The organism is Streptococcus mitis (assembly GCF_002860865.1).
Classification (GTDB): domain Bacteria; phylum Bacillota; class Bacilli; order Lactobacillales; family Streptococcaceae; genus Streptococcus; species Streptococcus mitis_AT.
The window spans coordinates 103,291-123,463 of the sequence record NZ_PKIE01000004.1; the positions used below are offsets into that span (position 1 = coordinate 103,291).

At 38.4% G+C, this 20,173-nt stretch carries 10 protein-coding genes; 8 read left to right on the top strand and 2 right to left on the bottom strand.

Features of this window, described 5'->3' with window-relative positions:
* Nucleotides 1-39 precede the first annotated feature (39 nt).
* The gene (gene queA, locus CYK18_RS07585; protein ID WP_101785931.1) at nt 40-1,068 is read right to left on the bottom strand and encodes a tRNA preQ1(34) S-adenosylmethionine ribosyltransferase-isomerase QueA; all 1,029 of its coding nucleotides are present in this window, start codon (nt 1,066-1,068) and stop codon (nt 40-42) included.
* Between the two features lie 150 nt (nt 1,069-1,218).
* Here queA and CYK18_RS07590 point away from each other — a divergent pair, with 150 nt between their 5' ends.
* Nucleotides 1,219-1,926 (top strand): glucosamine-6-phosphate deaminase, encoded by a 708-nt coding sequence (locus tag CYK18_RS07590; RefSeq protein WP_049516047.1) that lies wholly within the window; start codon nt 1,219-1,221, stop codon nt 1,924-1,926.
* Between the two features lie 138 nt (nt 1,927-2,064).
* On the top strand, nt 2,065-2,241 hold the full coding sequence (gene rpsU, locus CYK18_RS07595; RefSeq protein ID WP_000048054.1) for a 30S ribosomal protein S21: 177 nt from the start codon (nt 2,065-2,067) through the stop codon (nt 2,239-2,241).
* A gap of 39 nt (nt 2,242-2,280) precedes the next feature.
* Here rpsU and CYK18_RS11130 read toward each other — a convergent pair whose 3' ends face one another.
* Entirely contained in the window at nt 2,281-2,472 is a 192-nt protein-coding gene (locus CYK18_RS11130; protein ID WP_101785933.1) for a hypothetical protein, read from the bottom strand.
* A gap of 96 nt (nt 2,473-2,568) precedes the next feature.
* Between CYK18_RS11130 and hprK the strand changes: the two genes are divergently transcribed.
* From hprK to CYK18_RS07630, 6 genes are all read left to right on the top strand, one after another.
* Entirely contained in the window at nt 2,569-3,504 is a 936-nt protein-coding gene (gene hprK, locus CYK18_RS07605; protein WP_024057508.1) for an HPr(Ser) kinase/phosphatase, read from the top strand.
* On the top strand, nt 3,497-4,285 hold the full coding sequence (lgt, locus tag CYK18_RS07610) for a prolipoprotein diacylglyceryl transferase (RefSeq protein ID WP_101785935.1): 789 nt from the start codon (nt 3,497-3,499) through the stop codon (nt 4,283-4,285). The genes hprK and lgt overlap by 8 nt, the downstream gene beginning before the upstream one ends.
* Nucleotides 4,286-4,669, top strand: coding sequence for a DUF948 domain-containing protein (locus CYK18_RS07615; protein ID WP_000895040.1), 384 nt, complete (start codon nt 4,286-4,288; stop codon nt 4,667-4,669).
* A gap of 15 nt (nt 4,670-4,684) precedes the next feature.
* Complete coding sequence (locus tag CYK18_RS07620; RefSeq protein ID WP_101785937.1) at nt 4,685-5,080, top strand: YtxH domain-containing protein; 396 nt, start codon at nt 4,685-4,687, stop codon at nt 5,078-5,080.
* Between the two features lie 398 nt (nt 5,081-5,478).
* Nucleotides 5,479-10,806 carry a G5 domain-containing protein gene (locus CYK18_RS07625; protein WP_101785939.1) on the top strand — a complete coding sequence of 1,776 codons (5,328 nt, stop codon included), beginning with the start codon at nt 5,479-5,481 and terminating at the stop codon, nt 10,804-10,806.
* A gap of 872 nt (nt 10,807-11,678) precedes the next feature.
* Nucleotides 11,679-20,173 (top strand): YSIRK-type signal peptide-containing protein (locus CYK18_RS07630; RefSeq protein ID WP_142374386.1); only part of this gene is annotated, 8,495 nt, incomplete at its 3' end.

Sequence of the window (20,173 nt, forward strand, 5' to 3'; positions counted from 1 at the left end):
TTTATAATGCCTGATAATATGCGTTTTTTCATTATGAAATTAATAGATAAACATGGCATCGCCAAAACTAAAGAAGCGGTAGTGTTCTTGGATGGCATGGTGGTAGGCATCTAAGACTAATTCGCGACCTGCAAAGGCAGAAACTAACATGACCAGAGTTGATTTTGGCAGGTGGAAGTTGGTTGAGAAGGCATCTACGACCTGCCATTCATAGCCAGGTTTGATAAAGATATTGGTCCAGCCAGAATCTGCTTGGATTTGCCCATCAAATTTAGAACCAATAGTCTCCAAGGTGCGGATAGAAGTGGTTCCAACAGCGATGACGCGACCTCCATTTTCTTTAACCGAGCGAAGGGTGGCAGCAGCTTCCTCAGAAAGTTGGTAGAATTCTGAGTGCATTTCATGTTCGTCCAGATTGTCAACTGAAACGGGTCTAAAGGTTCCGAGCCCGACATGAAGCGTCAGATAGACTAGATGAACACCCTTGGCTTGGATTTCTGCCAGCAGTTCTTTGGTGAAGTGGAGACCAGCAGTAGGTGCTGCAGCAGAGCCACTTTCCTTGGCGTAAACAGTTTGATAGCGTTCGCGGTCATCCAGTTTTTCATGGATATAAGGTGGTAGCGGCATTTCACCCAGACTTTCCAAAACTTCTAGGAAAATTCCTTGGTAATCAAAGCGGACAATACGACCACCGTGGGTCAATTCTTCCGTAACGACAGCGCTGAGGCGACCATCACCAAAGCTGACACGAGTCCCGACCTTGAGGCGTTTGGCAGGTTTAGCCAGAACTTCCCACTCATCTCCACTAGTATTTTTGAGCAGGAGAAGTTCCACATGACCTCCAGTTTCTTCCTTTTGACCATAGAGGCGGGCAGGGAGAACGCGGGTGTCATTCATGACAAGGGCATCGCCAGGTTCCAGCATATCAATAATAGAATGGAAGTGTTTATCCTGCATTTCTCCCGTCTCACGGTTGACAATGAGGAGTTTAGAAGCATCTCGTTTTTCAAGAGGCGTTTGGGCAATCAATTCCTCGGGTAAGTGGAAATCAAAATCAGCTGTATTCATATATCTGTTCATTCTTTCTAAGTTCTAATCCTATCCATTATAACATGTTTCAAGTTTGGACGCTCTTTTTTTAGAAATTAAATCGTTTTCACTTGACAAAAATCGGTCTATACCATATAATAAATATAGATTAAAACGGAGGATGAAAAGATGAAAGTTATTAAAGTTGAAAACCAAATCGAAGGTGGAAAAGTTGCTTTTGAGATTTTGAAGGAAAAATTGGCCAACGGCGCTCAAACCCTAGGACTTGCAACAGGAAGTAGTCCACTTGAATTTTACAAGGAAATTGTTGAGAGCGACCTTGATTTTTCAAATCTAACCAGTGTCAACCTAGATGAGTATGTAGGGCTTGATGGGGACAACCCACAGTCTTATCGTTACTTCATGCAAGAAAACTTGTTTAACCAAAAACCATTTAAAGAAAGTTTCTTGCCTCGTGGGGTTAAGGACAATGCTGAAGCTGAAGTTGAACGCTACAACCAAATTTTGGCCGACCATCCAGTTGACCTTCAAATCTTGGGAATCGGTCGCAATGGACATATCGGATTTAATGAGCCTGGGACTCCATTTGACAGTCAAACACACCTTGTAGAGCTTGACCAGTCTACTATTGAAGCCAATGCGCGCTTTTTTGACAAGATTGAAGACGTCCCAACCCAAGCCATTTCAATGGGAATTAAAAACATCTTGGATGCCAAGTCAATTATTCTCTTTGCTTACGGCGAATCAAAAGCAGAAGCCATTGCCGGCACCGTGTCTGGTCCAGTGACCGAGAACCTACCAGCAAGTAGCCTCCAAAATCACCCTGATGTGACGATTATTGCGGATGCTGAGGCGCTTAGCTTACTTGAAAAATAAAAAGCAATATTCTATTGAACGCTTTCAACTCTTGTATAAATGGAAGAAAAAATCAAAATTAAACCGCATTTTTTCTTGACAATTATTCCCTTTACGTGTAAAATAGAATAGATCTTGAACTTGAAGGGAGTGAAAAAAATGTCTAAAACAGTAGTACGTAAGAATGAATCTCTTGACGACGCACTTCGTCGTTTCAAACGTGCGGTTACTAAAGCTGGTACTCTTCAAGAAACACGCAAACGTGAATTCTATGAAAAACCTTCTGTAAAACGTAAACGTAAATCAGAAGCAGCTCGTAAACGTAAAAAATTCTAATTAGAAATGAAAGGCTGGAGAAATCTAGTCTTTTTTCTTTCAATACTCTTCGAAAATCTCTTCAAACCTCGTCAACGTCGCCTTGCCGTAGATATGGTTACTGACTTCGTCAGTTTCATCTACAACCTCAAAGCAGTGCTTTGAGCTGACTTCGTCAGTTTCATCTACAACCTCAAAACGGTGTTTTGAGCAACCTGCGGCTAGTTTCCTAGTTTGCTCTTTGATTTTCATTGAGTATAAATAAATACTTCAAAGCCTGCAAAAATCTGAAATATCCTCCTACAATTTGATATAATAGAGAGAAGAAATCATTTGAAGGAGGAAATGATGTCGGTTTTAGTAAAAGAAGTGATTGAAAAGCTTAGACTAGACATTGTCTATGGCGAACCAGAATTACTTGAAAAGGAAATTAATACCGCGGACATTACGCGACCTGGTCTTGAAATGACGGGCTATTTTGACTATTATACGCCTGAGCGAATCCAGCTCTTGGGAATGAAGGAGTGGTCCTATCTCGTTTCGATGTCCTCTCACAACCGTTACCAAGTCTTGAAAAAAATGTTTCTACCTGAGACACCTGCGGTTATTGTTGCTCGTGGTTTGGTGGTTCCTGAGGAGATGCTAAAGGCAGCTAGAGAATGTAAGATTGCTATTTTAACTAGCCGTACGGCGACCAGTCGATTGTCTGGAGAGTTATCTAGCTATTTGGATTCTCGTTTGGCAGAACGTACCAGTGTGCACGGTGTCTTGATGGATATCTATGGTATGGGTGTCTTGATTCAGGGCGATAGTGGAATTGGTAAAAGTGAGACAGGTCTAGAGCTTGTCAAACGTGGTCACCGCTTGGTAGCAGATGATCGCGTAGACATCTTTGCCAAGGACGAGATTACCCTTTGGGGTGAACCGGCTGAAATCTTGAGACACCTGATTGAAATTCGTGGGGTTGGGATTATCGATGTTATGAGCCTCTACGGTGCGAGTGCCGTCAAGGATTCTTCACAAGTCCAGTTGGCTGTTTATTTGGAAAATTACGATACACATAAAACCTTTGATCGTCTTGGAAACAATGCAGAGGAACTTAAAATTTCTGGCGTATCTATTCCTCGTATTCGTATTCCAGTTAAAACAGGTCGTAATATTTCTGTTGTGATTGAGGCTGCTGCTATGAACTATCGTGCCAAGGAAATGGGCTTTGATGCGACTCGTTTGTTCGAAGAACGCTTGACCAATCTTATTGCTCAAAACGAGGTGCCTAATGCTTGATCCAATTGCTATTCATCTAGGCCCTCTAGCCATTCGTTGGTATGCCTTGTGTATTGTGACAGGCTTGATTCTTGCGGTTTATTTGACCATGAAAGAAGCACCTAGAAAGAAGATCATACCAGACGATATTTTAGATTTTATCTTGATAGCCTTTCCTTTGGCTATTTTAGGAGCACGTCTCTATTATGTTATTTTCCGTTTTGATTACTATAGTCAGAACTTGGGAGAAATTTTTGCCATTTGGAATGGTGGTTTGGCTTTTTACGGTGGTTTGATAACTGGGGCTATTGTACTCTATATCTTTGCTGATCGTAAACTCATCAATACTTGGGATTTCCTAGATATTGCGGCGCCTAGCGTCATGATTGCCCAAAGTTTGGGTCGCTGGGGCAATTTCTTTAACCAAGAAGCCTATGGTGCAGCAGTGGATAATCTGGATTATCTACCTGGCTTTATTCGTGACCAGATGTATATTGAGGGGAGCTATCGTCAGCCAACCTTCCTTTATGAGTCTCTATGGAATCTTCTTGGATTTGCCTTGATTCTGATTTTTAGACGAAAATGGAAGAGCCTTAGACGAGGTCATATCACTGCTTTCTATTTGATTTGGTATGGTTTCGGTCGTATGGTCATCGAAGGTATGCGGACAGATAGTCTCATGTTCTTTGGTCTTCGAGTGTCTCAATGGCTATCAGTTGTCCTTATCGGTCTTGGTATTTTTATCATTCTATATCAAAATCGAAAGAAGGCCCCTTACTATATTTCAGAGGAGGAAAACTAAATGTTAGAAGTTGCATATATTCTTGTTGCCCTAGCTTTGATTGTCTTTTTAGTCTATCTAATCATTACTGTACAAAAGCTTGGCCGTGTTATCGATGAAACAGAGAAGACGATTAAAACCTTAACTTCAGATGTGGATGTGACCTTGCATCATACCAATGAATTGCTGGCTAAGGTTAATGTCTTGGCAGATGATATCAATGTCAAGGTGGCAACGATTGATCCACTCTTCAGTGCTGTTGCAGATTTATCCCTATCTGTTTCAGACCTCAATGACCATGCGCGTGTCTTGAGCAAGAAAGCTTCATCAGCAGGTTCAAAAACACTCAAGACTGGTGCAAGTCTGTCAGCTCTTCGTCTTGCAAGTAAATTTTTCAAAAAATAAAAAAGGAGAATCCTTATGGGTAAACTATCCTCAATCCTTTTAGGAACCGTTTCAGGTGCAGCTCTTGCCTTGTTTTTAACAAGCGACAAGGGCAAACAAGTTTGCAGTCAGGCTCAAGATTTTCTAGATGATTTGAGAGAAGATCCTGAGTATGCCAAGGAGCAAGTCTGTGAAAAACTGACAGAAGTTAAGGAGCAGGCTACAGATTTTGTTCTGAAAACCAAAGAACAGGTAGAGTCAGGTGAAATCACTGTGGACAGTGTACTTGCTCAAGCCAAATCATGTGCTCGTCAAGCAACAGAAGCATCAAAAAATCAATTCAATAACCTCAAGGAGCAATGGCAAGAAAAGGCAGAAATTCTTGACCAAGCAGAAGAGATTGTGATTGATATCAAAGAAGAAAAAATCTAGATTTGACAGAGTTGGATAAAAATCCAATAGTAGTTGCAAATCTAGTAAATTGTATAAGATAAAACGCATAGTATTAAGGTTTTCAAGACCTGATATTATGCGTTTTTTGATTTTGAAAACTTTTTGACAAACCTTTTTTAAAACACATGAGTGTTATGATTTTTTATGGTATAATGGCAGTGTTGAAAGTAAAATATTTACATTTTTTTATATTTTACTGATATTTTAGTAATATTAAGCAATCCATTTTTCTATGATTAGAAATCAATGTAGTAGCTTATAATCAAGTAGAGGAAAAGCTCTAAAATTTTAGTCAAGAAATGATCTAGTTTTCTGTCAAGGCAAAATATTAGAACCCTCTATTTTGTAAAAAAATAGTTAGAAAGAAAGTTGGTAAAATGAAAGATATTTTTAATAAACGTCAACGTTTTTCGATTCGAAAGTTTTCTGTTGGAGTGGCTTCTGTATTAATAGGAATTGCCTTGTTTACACCATCTCAGGGAGTGCTTGCTTCTACGGAAAATTCTCTACCTTCTGTGGAGAAAAGAGAAGAAGTGCAACCTATACCAGGTAATCAAAATAATACTTCTTCTGAGTTAGATACCAGAGATGTTCCAATAGGATCTACAAGGACTACAGAACCCGTCAGATCTGGGGATAAGGAAAATAATAGCTTGACCACAAGGGATTTCGTGGCGGGTGAAGACAGATCAAGCACTCCAGCGGTGAGAGCAGCATCGAATCCTTCCGAGGTTAAAAAGTATGAATTAACTGATGAGTATGCTAAGCAAATAAAAGCAGGAGTAATCGGTTCAGAAGGTAATAAGCTTGATAGTTTATTGTTAAACGGCCCTCAATTAAGTCCAGAATCTTATACAGATAATGACTACTTGAAGGATAAAGAAGAACTTTATATTTATGAAAAAGACGGGAAAAAGTATGTAGGCTATAATAGTCATCCCTTATTAGAAGATACTGATGGTGATGGTATTATTGACAGTAAAGAAAAACCAGATGAAAAATTAAAATGGAACGTCAGTGAGCGCGATATGATTATGTTCATGGAATTGTCCTACCGTGATGATAATTATATTGATAGAGTGCTGGATCATAAGAAACCCTTAACAGAATCAGAGTTATATAAAAAGAATGGTGACAGTAGACCACGTTATGAGTATATGATGATGAATAAGGAATTGGGGCCTTATTGGGAAAGGAAGAAAAGTTACCATACCTCCAGTGGACTAGATGCTGTTTTGTATGAAACTAAGAGTGATTTTTCATATTTACCAAATGGAACTGCACAAGTATTAGCCTTTCGTGGAACAAGTGATGCCAAAGATATAGGAGCTGATATAAGACTTGGAACAGGAAGCAATCCTCAACAAGGGAAAGATGCAGAAAATATCATGCGTGAACTAGCCAAAGATAAGAGTATTACCAATCTTTATTTGACAGGCCATTCTTTAGGAGGATATTTAGTACAACGGGCAATGGTTGAAGCCTATCAGTTGGCATATTCTGACAGCAGGGTCATGTCTCCTAAAGAACAGCAGACTTATAGAAACTTTTATAATAATGTATTAAAAAAAGGAACAACATTTAATGCCCCAAAAGTAGTGACAAGTTTGGTTTCTGGTCGTGACTTTTGGCAGAAAGGTTTAGATAGCAAAAAAATAGCTAAGTCAGGGAAATTGACTCATTATATTGTTGATAATGATTCGACGATAAGAAAAGGTGTCAGCAATGATAGTGATGTTGTTATAAATGTTGGACGAACCAGTGGAGGTCATAGTTCACGTTCTTATTTTGAAGCCGATATGATTAATAGACGATCAGAGTTTATATCTGGGAAACGAATTTCTTTAGATGGGACAGGTTATCAAGATAAAAAAATTACAACAGTTAAATCTGTAGAAAAAGTTGGAGAAACTGCTGTATATAGTAAACGCGGAGATGACATCATTAAGTCAACAACTGTGAGTATGAAAGATCCTGATACAGGACAGATTACTAAAAATACACTTGATGAAGTGTTCAAGAAAGATGGTGCTAAATCTAAGGTTGTGGTTACGCCAATACAGCCAAGTGTACGTTATGAGAAAGACTCCACGAAGGCTAAAGGAGGATCAAAAGTCACAGTATCTGGTACTCCAGGGACAAACACAGTAACTACAACTTATACTGTGAATCCGACAGATGGTAGCCTTATTCCGCATGAAGGCCAACCTGTTACCATCCCTTCGACTCCTACAGTGGTCAAGGTCCCAGCCAAAGATGAGATTGAATACCTCAAAGAAGGCGATGACGTTATTAAGAAGACAACCAGCTACCAAGTCGATGCAAGTACAGGTGACCTGACTCCAACAGAGACAACAGAAATCTTCAAGAGAAATGGTGCTAAATCAACAGTTGTGGTTACGCCACTTGAGCCAAGTGTTCGTTATGAAAAAGACGCCACAAGAGCTAAAGGTGAAGCTAATGTAACAACAGCTGGTACTCCAGGGACAAGTACAGTAACTACAACTTATACTGTTAATCCTACAGATGGTAGCCTTGTTTCGCATGAAGGACAACCAGTTATCAAACCTTCAACTCCGACAGTGGTCAAGGTGCCAGCCAAAGATGAGGTTGAATATCTCAAAGAAGGCGATGACGTTGTTAAGAAAACCATAACTTACGCGGTCAATGCGAGTACAGGTAACCTTACTCCAACAGAGACAACAGAAATCTTCAAGCGAAATGGCGCTAAATCTAAAGTTATCGTTACATCAATAGAGCCAAGTGTTCGTTATGAAAAAGACGCCACAAAAGCCAAAGGTGAAGCTAATGTAACAACAGCTGGTACACCAGGAACAAGTACAGTAACCACAACCTATACAGTTAAACCTACAGATGGTAGACTTATTCCGCATGAAGGCCAACCTGTTACCATCCCTTCGACTCCTACAGTGGTCAAGGTGCCAGCTAAAGACGAGGTTGAATACCTCAAAGAAGGCGATGATGTTGTTAAGAAGACAACCAGCTACCAAGTCAATGCAAGTACAGGTGACTTGACACCAACAGTAAGGAAAGACATTGTCAGTCCAAATGGTGCCAAATCAACAGTTATTGTTAAGCAAATCGAGCCAAGTGTTCGTTATGAAAAAGACGCCACAAGAGCTAAAGGTGAAGCTAATGTAACAACAGCTGGTACACTAGGAACAAGTACAGTAACCACAACCTATACTGTTAACCCTGCAGACGGTAGTCTTATTCCGCATGAAGGCCAACCAGTTATCAAATCGTCAACTCCGACAGTGGTCAAAGTGCCAGCTAAAGATGAGGTTGAATACCTAAAAGACGGCGATGACGTTGTTAAGAAGACTACAACTTACGAAGTGAATGCAAGCACAGGTGTCCTTACTCCAACAGTAAGGAAAGACATTGCCAGTCCAAATGGCGTCAAATCCAAAGTCGTAACCAAAATAATTCCGGTAACAACACGGTATGAAGCAGATAAAACCAAAGATGTAGGAACTAATACGGTCACTAATAATGGATCTGAAGGTAAGGTAGTAACAACAACATCAACACTTGTTAATGAAACTAATGGTACGGTAACGGATGGAACACCGATCGTTAGTAGAACAGAAATGGTACCAAAAGTCGTTAAAGTTGGTGCCAAAGACAAAGTCGTAGAAACGCCGATTGAACCAGAAGTGGAATACGTTAAAGATGTTGAAAAAGACTTCGGTACACCAGATGAGCGTACTGAGGGTGAAAAAGGTAAAACAGTTACTACAACCACTTACGATGTAGATCCAACGGACGGTCATATTACAGAGCACGTTGGCACCCCAGTCGTCACCCCAGTAGGTAAGACAATTGTTAAAGTAGGAGCTAAAACTAAGGTTGAACAATCTAAAGATCCTGAAGGTCGTGATGTGATCGATACCACTACTTATGAAGTTGATCCAAAAACAGGTAAGGTAACTCCAACAACGGTTCGAACTTATGGAACCAGCAAAGAATCAACGACTGAGACAAGACCTGTACCATCCCCTGTTGTCTATGAAAAAGATGATAGTCGTGACAAAGATTCAGAACCAGTTAGAAAAGAAGGAACTCCTGGAGAAGAAACCATCACCACAACGTACACAGTAGATCCGAAGACAGGAGCTATTACTCCAACAGTAGGCAAGCCAGTTCGTACGAAAGAACCAACGAATACAGTCGTTAAAGTTGGTGCCAAAGACAAAGTCGTAGAAATGCCGATTGAACCAGAAGTGGAATATGTTAAAGATGTTGAAAAAGAATTCGGTACACCAGATGAGCGTACTGAGGGTAAAAAAGGTAAAACAGTTACTACAACCACGTACGATGTAGATTCAAACGACGGTCATATTACAGAACACGTTGATAACCCAGTAGTCAGCCCAGCAGGTAAGACAATCGTTAAAGTTGGTGCAAAAACTAAGGTTGAACAATCTAAAGATTCTGAAGGTCTCGATGTAATTGATACCACTACCTATGAAGTTGATCCAAAAACAGGTAAGGTAACTCCAACAACTGTTCGAACTTATGGAACAAGGAAAGAACCAACAGTAGAGTTAGAACAAAATCCTAAGACAGGTGACGTTACAGTAACACCTAAGAAACCAGATGGCTCAACCTACCCACCAGGAACTACTGTAGAAATTCCAGTTAAAGGCGACAAGCCAATCACAGTCACAATCGGTGAAGATGGTAAAGGTAAAGTACCAAACAGTGAATTACCAGAAGGTAAAGTACCAGGTACAGGTAAGATTACAGAACCAGGTAAACCATCTGTGGAAGTTCCTAAGGTAACAATTTTTGAAAATGGTGTATTACCGGATTCAATTGAATTGCCAGAGCTAATGATTGAGGTTCGATGGATTGATGAAGCTGGAAATGTGTTGAAACCATCCCTTAAGACAGGTAGTGAAAAGGATACTGAACATGGATCAATTCCTGGATATGAATTTGTAAGAACAATGATTGCTGAAAATGAACCCGTCATGACCCACATTTTCAGCAAAGTAAGTGGAACTCCAACTCCAATTCCATCAACTCCACCTAAGGTAACAGCTGAAAACGGTGTATTACCGGATTCAATTGAATTGCCAGAGCTAATGATTGAGGTTCGCTGGATTGATGAATCTGGAAATGTGTTGAAACCATCCCTTAAGACAGGTAATGAAAAGGATGCTGAACATGGATCAATTCCAGGATATGAATTTGTACGAACTGTGATTGCTGAAAATGAACCAGCAATTACCTACATTTTCAACAAAGTAAGTGGAACTACAAATACAATTCCAGTCACACCAGATACTAATGAAGATTCTGGTCAAGATACACCTGAGCTAACAACTCCAACTCCAGTTGCGCCAGTGACACCTGATACTAATGGAAATTCTGGTCAAGATACACCTGCACCAACAATTCCAACTCCAGCAACTCCAGTTACAGCAGATACTAATGGAGGTTCTGGTCAAGATGCACCTACACCAACACCAGCTACTCCAACTCCAAATGCAGTTACTCCGAATGCAAATCAAGAAAATACTACAGATGCTATTGATAATGGAGTTAAATCAAAAGATTCTCAAAATGTATTGCCAAATACAGGAACAGAATCAAATGCGACTCTTGCATCTCTAGGACTTCTTGGTATATTAGGCGGTCTCGGACTTGCTCTTGGAAAGAAAAAAGAAGACTAGAGTAAAAATGTAGTCAAAATATGAACTGTTCATTGTTAAGTGGACAATGAATGTAAAAGATCAAGAAACAGCCTTGTTCCTCATTTCAAGAGGTGCAAGGCTGTTATTATATTCTCGAAAAAGTAGATATCAATAATCGTACTAAGAGATAGTGGGTTGAAATAAAATGTGCACAAATCGATTAGAGGACTTAGATAAATTTCTAATACTCAATGAAAATCAAAGAGCAAACTAGGAAACTAGCCGCAGGTTGATCAAAGCACTGCTTTGAGGTTGTAGATAAGATTGACGAAGTCAGTTACATATATCTACGGCAAGGTGACGTTAACGTGGTTTGAAGAGAAGTATAAAATGAATTAGAAGTTGTCTTATACTACTCTAGCTTCAATCCACTATACTCATTTGAAATCAAAGTTCCACTTTTGTTGATAGTCTATTCAAGAAATATCGTTGTATAAGGATATACTTTGAAATGATAAGCATAATGAATAAATAATTGGTTTTTTAATTAAAACTATCATATTTTTGTTTATAAGCCGTAAGTTTATGAATTTTATTTTTAAATAATATAAGTTTATATTTACAGGAGACGTTTGAAGGATGTTCTAAAATTAAGGGTTGGATATCTATTGTTATGGATACTTATTTTTAATTATTATATCCTTGTTGGTTGCGCTTTCTTGGAATTTCTTGAAATTTCTTGAAAACAGCTATATTTATACCATTTTGATTGATTGAATATGTTAAAAATGTTATAATTGAACTGTGATAGCTGTGATGCCAAATGTCCATCATAGTGGTTTTTATTGTTTTATTCCTAGAGGGAATATTGCTTTTTAATTTGAATTTGTGTTTTAACATAAGGAGGAACAATGGAAAATAAATCAAATTCACTCAATAGAATCAAGCGTCATCAACGTGAAAAAGTTTTGCGCTTTTCTATTCGTAAGTATAGTTTCGGTGCGGCTTCAGTAGCTGTAGCTGCACTGATGTTTTTGGGTGCGCATGCCGTTAGTGCGGATGTTGTAGATGCTAAAAACCAACCTGCCATAGGCGCAGCGAATCCAAGTGAGGAGAAATCGCCTCTGATAGAGTCTGCTCCAAAATCAAAAAATGAGGAAACCAAGGAAACTGAAAAAGTTGAGGTAGCCAAGGAAACTAAGGAAAGAGAGAAAACATCTGAAAATAAAGAAGCCGTAGAGGCTAATCCTCTAAATAACGGCACATCTACTAGCACCATAACTGTAACTAAAGATGCTAGTGGTGATAAAGTGACGGAGAAACAAACATTAGATAAGTTTCAGTTACAAGCTAGTATTACAAAAGTTCAAGAACTCTTGGATAAAGTCAACAAAGAAAAAGCTCCAGCTTCGACCCTTGCTGCAATTCAAGCAGATTTAGAAAAAGCTAATAGTGTACTTAATAACAATAGTCTTGAGTTGACACAAGCTGAAATTGATGCAGTAGCTAAAAAACTTAATGAAAAACTGTTTGTATTATCTTCAATGCCGAAGGCTAATGCCCCTGAAAAAGTAGTAAAAGAAGGAAAAAATACGATTGCTAATACTGGATCTCATGACTCACGTAATGGTCAAAGAATGGGTGAAGGGGTTAGCTTTAGAGCAAATGATGTACGCGTAGAAGGTGCGTTGTACAATGTTAAAGAGTATATTTCAGAGGATAAATTTGATGGTGGTGGAACAACTACTGGTGCACGTGCTCGAACAATTGATAAAACATTTATGACCGCAAGATATAGTAAGGAAGGTAATAAGAAATATATTACTTATGATGTTTACTTCCAAAATGATGGTCATGCTTTGAATGGGTCAAGAGGAAATGCATTTTGGTTCTACCCTCCTCGTGATATTTTATATAAAGGTGGTAAATATGTAGGAGATACCATTGCTGAGGCTTACTATGAACGTTATCGAAATCACGCAGGAGCAGGAAGACTTTCTGAAAATCATGGAAATTTTACTAAAGTAGACACGTATAATGCACTTGAAAAGGTTTTGAGAAATAGAACTAATCAGGATGATAGTACGAGAAGACAATGGGGAGACCGAATTAGTCTTTATCAATTAGATGGTGGTCCGAATAATAATAGTAAACGACAAGAAATGTTGAAAGATTTAGAAAATAATCCAGACCTAAATCGTATTATTCGATTAAATAATAATCCAAATGGATCTTATCCTGATTTGTCATATTCTCACGTATTAACGGTAAGCGGTGGACAAAATTACGCTTATAAATATCATGTTAAGATGCGTTTAAGAGATGATGTTACGGATGAGCAAGCTCAAAGAGCAGGAACTATGGCGGTAACTGCTAAGGAAGGAAAATCTATTACTGCGACTCAGGCATATGTGTATGCGGCTTCTGGAACGAGGTTGGAAAGTAAACCAGATGCACAATTAAACCCAATTCAAGGATTGACTGTTACAAAAACAGTAGGAGACCCTTTAGGAAATCCAGATGATCCTGCAAATTCAGGTTACGTTACACATAAAGAGAGTAAACCATTCCCTGCAGGTATGACTTGGAGTTGGGAAAAGGGTGTCAAGCCAGCAAGTACAGCTACTACAGCTGGAGTATTCAAATATAAAGTAATTGCAAGATATCAAGATGGTACAAGTTCAGAAAATCCAGGTTCTGGTTCAGACGGAACAGTTACATTAAATGTTAAGCCTAAAACACCTGTAATTGACCAAAATTCTGTAAATGAAAAAGCGGGCAAAAAAGGGCAAAAAGTAGTAGTGGATGTAAAGGAAGGAGTTCCTGATGGTTCTACAGTGACATTATATAGTGGAAATGAAGTTATCGGAAAAGGAACAACAAGTGGTCGAACAGCTACTATTAATGTATCTGGAGTATTACCGTCAACAGCGATTAAAGCTAAAACAACAGTAAAAGATACTACAGTAGATTCAGAATTTAGTGCACCTGTAATTCCAACGCCTGAACGTGATACACAGCCACCAACTGTGAAAATTGTCGATAAAACAAGAAATAATGCTGAAACAACATTAACGGATGATATTTCAAAAGCACCAACTATTGATGTTTATCGCGGTGCAAATATTGAGTTGCCTTTAAAATATTACGATAACAATGCAGCTGGTAAAGTAAATATTCAGCTTGTTTCTGGAGTCCCTAAAGGTGTTTGGTTCAATGAAAATGCTTCTGCACATTCTAATGTAACAATTAAAGAATCAGATAAAACTGAAAAAGCTCAAGGAAGTTATACAGTTCGTGGTCGTGTTGATGCTGATGCTCCATTAGGTATTTCAACAGTTACGTTAAAAGTATCTGATGCGGCAGATGGAAATGTTAACCAAGGTAACCATAAAGAAGTGAAATTCCGTGTTCGTGTGTTAGACCTTGACTTTGAACAAGGTGTTTCTGCACAAACAGGCGTTGCTAAAATTTCTAGAGAAGTGGAATTAAACCGACCAGTAGGAGATGCAAATAATTACTTAACAGTAAATGATGGATCACAAAGAAGTGATAGATTATTCCCAAGTGGTATGACATTCCGCTTTATCAGAGGTACAGAGTATAAGACAAACTTAACGTATACAGATCCTGGTAAATATACTGTAAAAGCAGCTGCATTCTATCCAACAACATATGTACCAACAAACGGTGAATCAGTTACTGCAACAAATGCGACAGGAGATAATATCAAGGAAATCCATGGACGTGCTTATATTTCTAGAGATATTGAATTCCGAGTAAAACCAACAGCACCAACTGTAACACCTCAAGAAAATGGGGATGTTACAGTAACACCAGTTAATGAAAAGAATGTAAATTCATTTAATTTCACTTATAATGATCCGAATAATTCTTCAAGAAAAATAACAGCAACAAAAACTAAGGATGGATGGACACTGAATAACGCACCAGATGACGGTGTGACGATTGATAAAACTACAGGGAAAGTAACGATTAAAGATAGAGCTATCAAAGATTCTGCTCCAATTACTGCCAAATCCGAAACAAGTGACCATGTAGAAAGCAATCCAGCAACAGTAAATTCAAAAGCAGGGGATAAAACACCTCCTAAATTTGAATTTGATGAAAAGAATACTACTGTTGAGAATGGATTCCGTACAGTTTACGTGACTCCGACAGAAAGTAACAACTTTAGATTAGGGACAGTTACAGATAATTCTAACAAGTTAATCGAATCAAGACTATCATCTAAAGATAATAATATGAATGATTTAGATTATGGACTATCTTATGAAGGAAAATTATTGAAAACAAATAATGGCCCAGAACTAACAGCTCCTAAAGATATTATGGTTACTGGAACTCTTGATAAGACGAATAAATCTGATCATGGTAACAAATGGACTAATGGTAAAGAAATTGTTACAAGATACTATGTAGCAACAGATGCTACTGGAAATGAATTAAGAAATCAAGATAATGTCGCATCTAATCCAACACGTGTAGTATTTAAAGTGTTAACGCAAGCTGAAAAATATGTTCCAAAAGTAGGAACACAACAGCTTGACAAAGATGTAACTGGTAAAGGCGCAAAACTTAGTGATGCAGAATTTAATGCCATGAAGCCTAAGTTAGATCTTAATTTCACAGCAATTCGTGGCGAAGTGAAAATTAATGGTAAGACAAAAGATCTAGAACTTACAATGAAAGACCGTGGGGAAATTAAGAAAAAACCAGACGGGACATATTATATTGGTGCAACAATTAAGTATCCTGACCTTTCGACTGAAGATATTGAAATTCCTTTAACTAAATCAGACACATCAGCTCCAACAGCTACAATGGATGGATTAACATTGACAAATGATATTAATACAACTGCAAAATTTGTAGTATTCAAAGGTGCAACATTTAATCCAACAATTAGAGTTAGTGATGATAAGAGTAATGTAACTAATCTAAGTGTATCTGGTATTTCAAATGGAACAAAAATTGAAAAATCAGGAAACTGGTCTAAAGATGGTACAGATGTAAAAGTAGAATTAGGAAATGCAACAGCTACGAATACGGCTACTTTAGGAGATCATGAAGGTAGTGTAGTTGTAAAAGATGCTTTAAATAATACAAATACGTATAAATTTAAGTATACAGTTGTAGATGTTGAAGTAAAAGAAACTCCGAAAACAGTTCCGCTAAATACACAATTAGGTGATTCACATTACAATGTAAAAGTAGTAGATACTCCAAATGCCGATGGTAATGATAAATACTATCCAACTGGTATGTCATTCAAATGGAAGAAGGGAAATTCTGAAGTTGCTAATGAAACTGAATTGGCAAAACCTGGGGTGATAACTGACTACAAAGCGCTGGTTAAATTCCCTAATGGAGGAGGGGTTAGAAAATCGATTGATGGTAAGGAGGTAAGAATTTACGCACCGGCTACAGTCGAAAGACCTGTAACATTCCACGTTAAACCGGTAGCTCCAACCATTTCACAATGGCAAAATGGAAATGTTAAAGTAACACCACCAACAGATGGGGACAAAGTAACGATTCCATTAACAGATGGGACTGTAACACTAGTGAAGAAAGATTCTGGATGGGAACTTGAAACTCCAAAAGCAGGTCTAGTATTCCACAATGGTTCACTAGAAATTCCTAAAAAATTAGTAGGAACTAGTGTTACTGCCAAAGCAACAAAAGGTACAGGTGGTTCAGCTGTAGATTCTGATAATACGACATATACACCTAAATCTCATACTGTAACTAAGGTTGATATTGTAAAAGAAGCAGGCTCACCACTTTCAAGAGATGATTTATCAGGAAAAACAGGGGTTACTGGATTAGTAGATGGAACTGAAACTAAAGATTTCGCAGCAACGAAGATTAGGAGTGTAGTGGAAAAAACATCACCATTACCAAATGTAACTCCGGATAGTAAGCAGACAATTCCAGTGACGATTACTTATGAAGATGGTTCAACAGAAACAACAGATGTAATTGTTAAAGTGAAACCACAAGCTCCAACAGTTACACCAAAAGAAAACGGAACTGTAGAAATTACACCGATATTAACTGGAGAAGGAACTACAACTATCACATATACAGGTGAAGATAATACGTCTAAAACAGTAACAGTAACAAAAGCTGGAGATGGAACTTGGACAAGTTCTGATCCAACAATTGCTGTTGATGCAAATGGTAAAGTGACAATTCCAGCAGATAAAGTTAAAGATGGTTCACCAATAACAGCTCAAGTAACAAGTAAATTAACAGGACTACCAAGTCAGCCAGCTAAAGCTACTGTAGGTAAACCGTTAGAAGTTGCATTTGGAAAACCAGAAAATGCAAGAGAAAAAGCTAAGTACACAAGTAAAGTAGTAGTAACACCAAATAAATCAAATAGTACAATTACTGCACCAACAGTAAATGGTTTAACGGTGAATAGTGAAGGAAAAGTTACTGGAACACCAGATATTAAAGACTGGGATAGAATAGAAGAACATCGTGATGTAACTATCAAAGTAACTGTAACTCACGAAGGAGATACGCCAGTTACGAAAGATGTTATTGTGAATGTATTAAGAGATACTGATGGGGATGGAGATCCAGACATTACAGATAAAGATGATGATAATGATGGAATTCCAGATGAGGAAGAGAAGAAAAACGGAACAGATCCAAAAGCTCCTACGACTCAAACTCCAACTATAGGAATTACTCGTAAAGAAAATGGTGATGCAATCGTAACGCCAACGAAACCAGGTGGAGGAACATATCCATCAGGAACTAAGGTAGTTATTCCAGGTGATAATAATACAACAATAGAGGTAGAGATTGGAAATGACGGTTCAGGAACAGTTCCAAATGATAAACTTCCAAAAGGAGAAGTATCAGGTAAAGGTATCGTAAAGGAACCAAATAAAGAACCATCGAAACCTGTGAATGTAACAACACCCGCTCGTAAACCATCAACAATAGAGTTAGAACAAGATCCAAAAACAGGAGATGTTTCTGTAACACCTAAGAAACCAGATGGAACATTATATCCAGAAAATACGAAGGTAGAAATACCGGGTAAAGATAAGGATCATCCAATCATAATTACAATCGGAAAAGATGGAACAGGAAAAGTTTCAAATAACGATTTACCTGAAGGGAAAACACCAGGAATAGGTAAAATTACAGAAAAAGGTAAAACCCCTGAAGAAGTTAAAGTAGAAACACCGAAACGCATTGATCCAACTTTACCAGAAACAGAAGCTCCAACAGATATAGCAATTACTCGTAAGGAAAATGGAGATGCTATTGTAACACCTAAGAAACCAGGTGGAGGAATATACCCGCAAGGAACTAAGGTTGAAATCCCAGGAGAAGATGGAAAAACTATTGAAGTAACGATAGGAAAAGATGGTTCTGGAGAAGTTCCAAATGATAAACTTCCAAAAGAAGCTAAACCAGGTCGTGGAACAGTAACAGAACCGAATAAGAAACCATCACGACCAGTAAGTGTAACAACACCAGCCCGTAAGACACCAACGGTAGAATTACAACAAGATCCAGATACAGGAGAAGTAACAGTAACGCCTAAGAAACCAGATGGAACATTATATCCAGAAAATACGAAGGTAGAAATACCGGGTAAAAATGGAACACCAATCGTTGTAATAATTGGAGCAGGCGGTAAAGGAAAAGTACCAAATAAAGATTTACCAGACGGAAAAATATCAGGAACAGGAACAATTACTGAGCCTGGTACAGGAAAAACACCAGAAAAAGTTACTGTAGAAACCCCAGCTCGCTTAACACCAGCCTTAGTATTAGATCAAGATCCAAATACAGGAGACGTTACAGTAACACCTAAGAAACCAGATGGAACATTGTATCCAGAAAATACGAAGGTAGAAATACCGGGTAAAGATAAGGATCATCCAATTACAATTACAATTGGAAAAGATGGAAAAGGTAAAGTACCAAATAGTGAGTTACCAGAAGGAAAAGTACCAGGCACAAGCAAGATTACAGTACCAGGAAAACCATCAGTGGAAGTTCCGAATGTAACGACTCCATCTAAGCTCATCCCAACAGTAGAATTGGACCAAGATCCAGATACTGGTGAAGTTACAGTAACGCCTAAGAAACCAGATGGAAAATTATATCCAGAAAATACGAAGGTAGAAATACCAGGTAAAGATAAGGATCATCCAATTACAATTACAATTGGAAAAGATGGTAAAGGAAAAGTACCAAATAATGAATTGCCAGAAGGTAAAGTGCCAGGCACAAGTAAGATTACAGTACCAGGAAAACCATCAGTGGAAGTTCCGAATGTAACGACTCCATCTAAGCTTATCCCAACAGTAGAGTTACAACAAGATCCAGATACTGGTGAAGTTACAGTAACACCTAAGAAACCAGATGGAACATTATATCCAGAAAATACGAAGGTAGAAATACCGGGTAAAGATAAGGATCATCCAATCACAATTACAATTGGAAAAGATGGAAAAGGTAAAGTACCAAATAGTGAGTTACCAGAAGAAAAAGTACCAGGCACAAGCAAGATTACAGTACCAGGAAAACCATCAGTGGAAGTTCCGAATGTAACGACTCCATCTAAGCTCATCCCAACAGTAGAATTGGACCAAGATCCAGATACTGGTGAAGTTACAGTAACGCCTAAGAAACCAGATGGAACATTATATCCAGAAAATACGAAGGTAGAAATACCGGGTAAAAATGGAACACCAATCGTTGTAATAATTGGAGCAGGCGGTAAAGGAAAAGTACCAAATAAAGATTTACCAGAAGAAAAAGTACCAGGCACAAGCAAGATTACAGTACCAGGAAAACCATCAGTGGAAGTTCCTAAGGTAACAACACCAGCTAAGGTAACACCAGAAACACCAGTAACTGAAAAACCAGGTAAGATTGAGATTACTCAACAACCAAATGGAAATGCGATTGTAACGCCTAAGAAACCAGATGGCACAACCTACCCATCAGGTAGCAAGGTAGAAATTCCAGGAGAAAATGGAACAACAATCACAGTAACAATCGGTGACAATGGTTCAGGTGAAGTACCAAATGACAAACTTCCAAAAGATGCTAAACCGGGAACAGGAACAGTAACAGAACCGAATAAGAGACCATCACAACCAGTTGATGTAACTACGCCAGCACGTAAGACACCAACAGTTGAGTTGGAACAAGATCCTAAGACAGGTGACGTTATAGTAACACCGCAGAGACCAGGAGGAGGAACATATCCACCAGGAACTACGGTAGAAATACCAGGTAAAGATAAGGATCATCCAATTACAATTACAATTGGAAAAGATGGTAAAGGAAAAGTACCAAATAATGAATTGCCAGAAGGTAAAGTGCCAGGCACAAGTAA

Coding starts and splice junctions, on each gene's coding strand:
- queA (WP_101785931.1), bottom strand. CDS start 1,068: ATGAATACAGCTGATTTTGATTTCCACTTACCCGAGGAATTGATTGCC.
- CYK18_RS07590 (WP_049516047.1), top strand. CDS start 1,219: ATGAAAGTTATTAAAGTTGAAAACCAAATCGAAGGTGGAAAAGTTGCT.
- rpsU (WP_000048054.1), top strand. CDS start 2,065: ATGTCTAAAACAGTAGTACGTAAGAATGAATCTCTTGACGACGCACTT.
- CYK18_RS11130 (WP_101785933.1), bottom strand. CDS start 2,472: ATGAAAATCAAAGAGCAAACTAGGAAACTAGCCGCAGGTTGCTCAAAA.
- hprK (WP_024057508.1), top strand. CDS start 2,569: ATGTCGGTTTTAGTAAAAGAAGTGATTGAAAAGCTTAGACTAGACATT.
- lgt (WP_101785935.1), top strand. CDS start 3,497: ATGCTTGATCCAATTGCTATTCATCTAGGCCCTCTAGCCATTCGTTGG.
- CYK18_RS07615 (WP_000895040.1), top strand. CDS start 4,286: ATGTTAGAAGTTGCATATATTCTTGTTGCCCTAGCTTTGATTGTCTTT.
- CYK18_RS07620 (WP_101785937.1), top strand. CDS start 4,685: ATGGGTAAACTATCCTCAATCCTTTTAGGAACCGTTTCAGGTGCAGCT.
- CYK18_RS07625 (WP_101785939.1), top strand. CDS start 5,479: ATGAAAGATATTTTTAATAAACGTCAACGTTTTTCGATTCGAAAGTTT.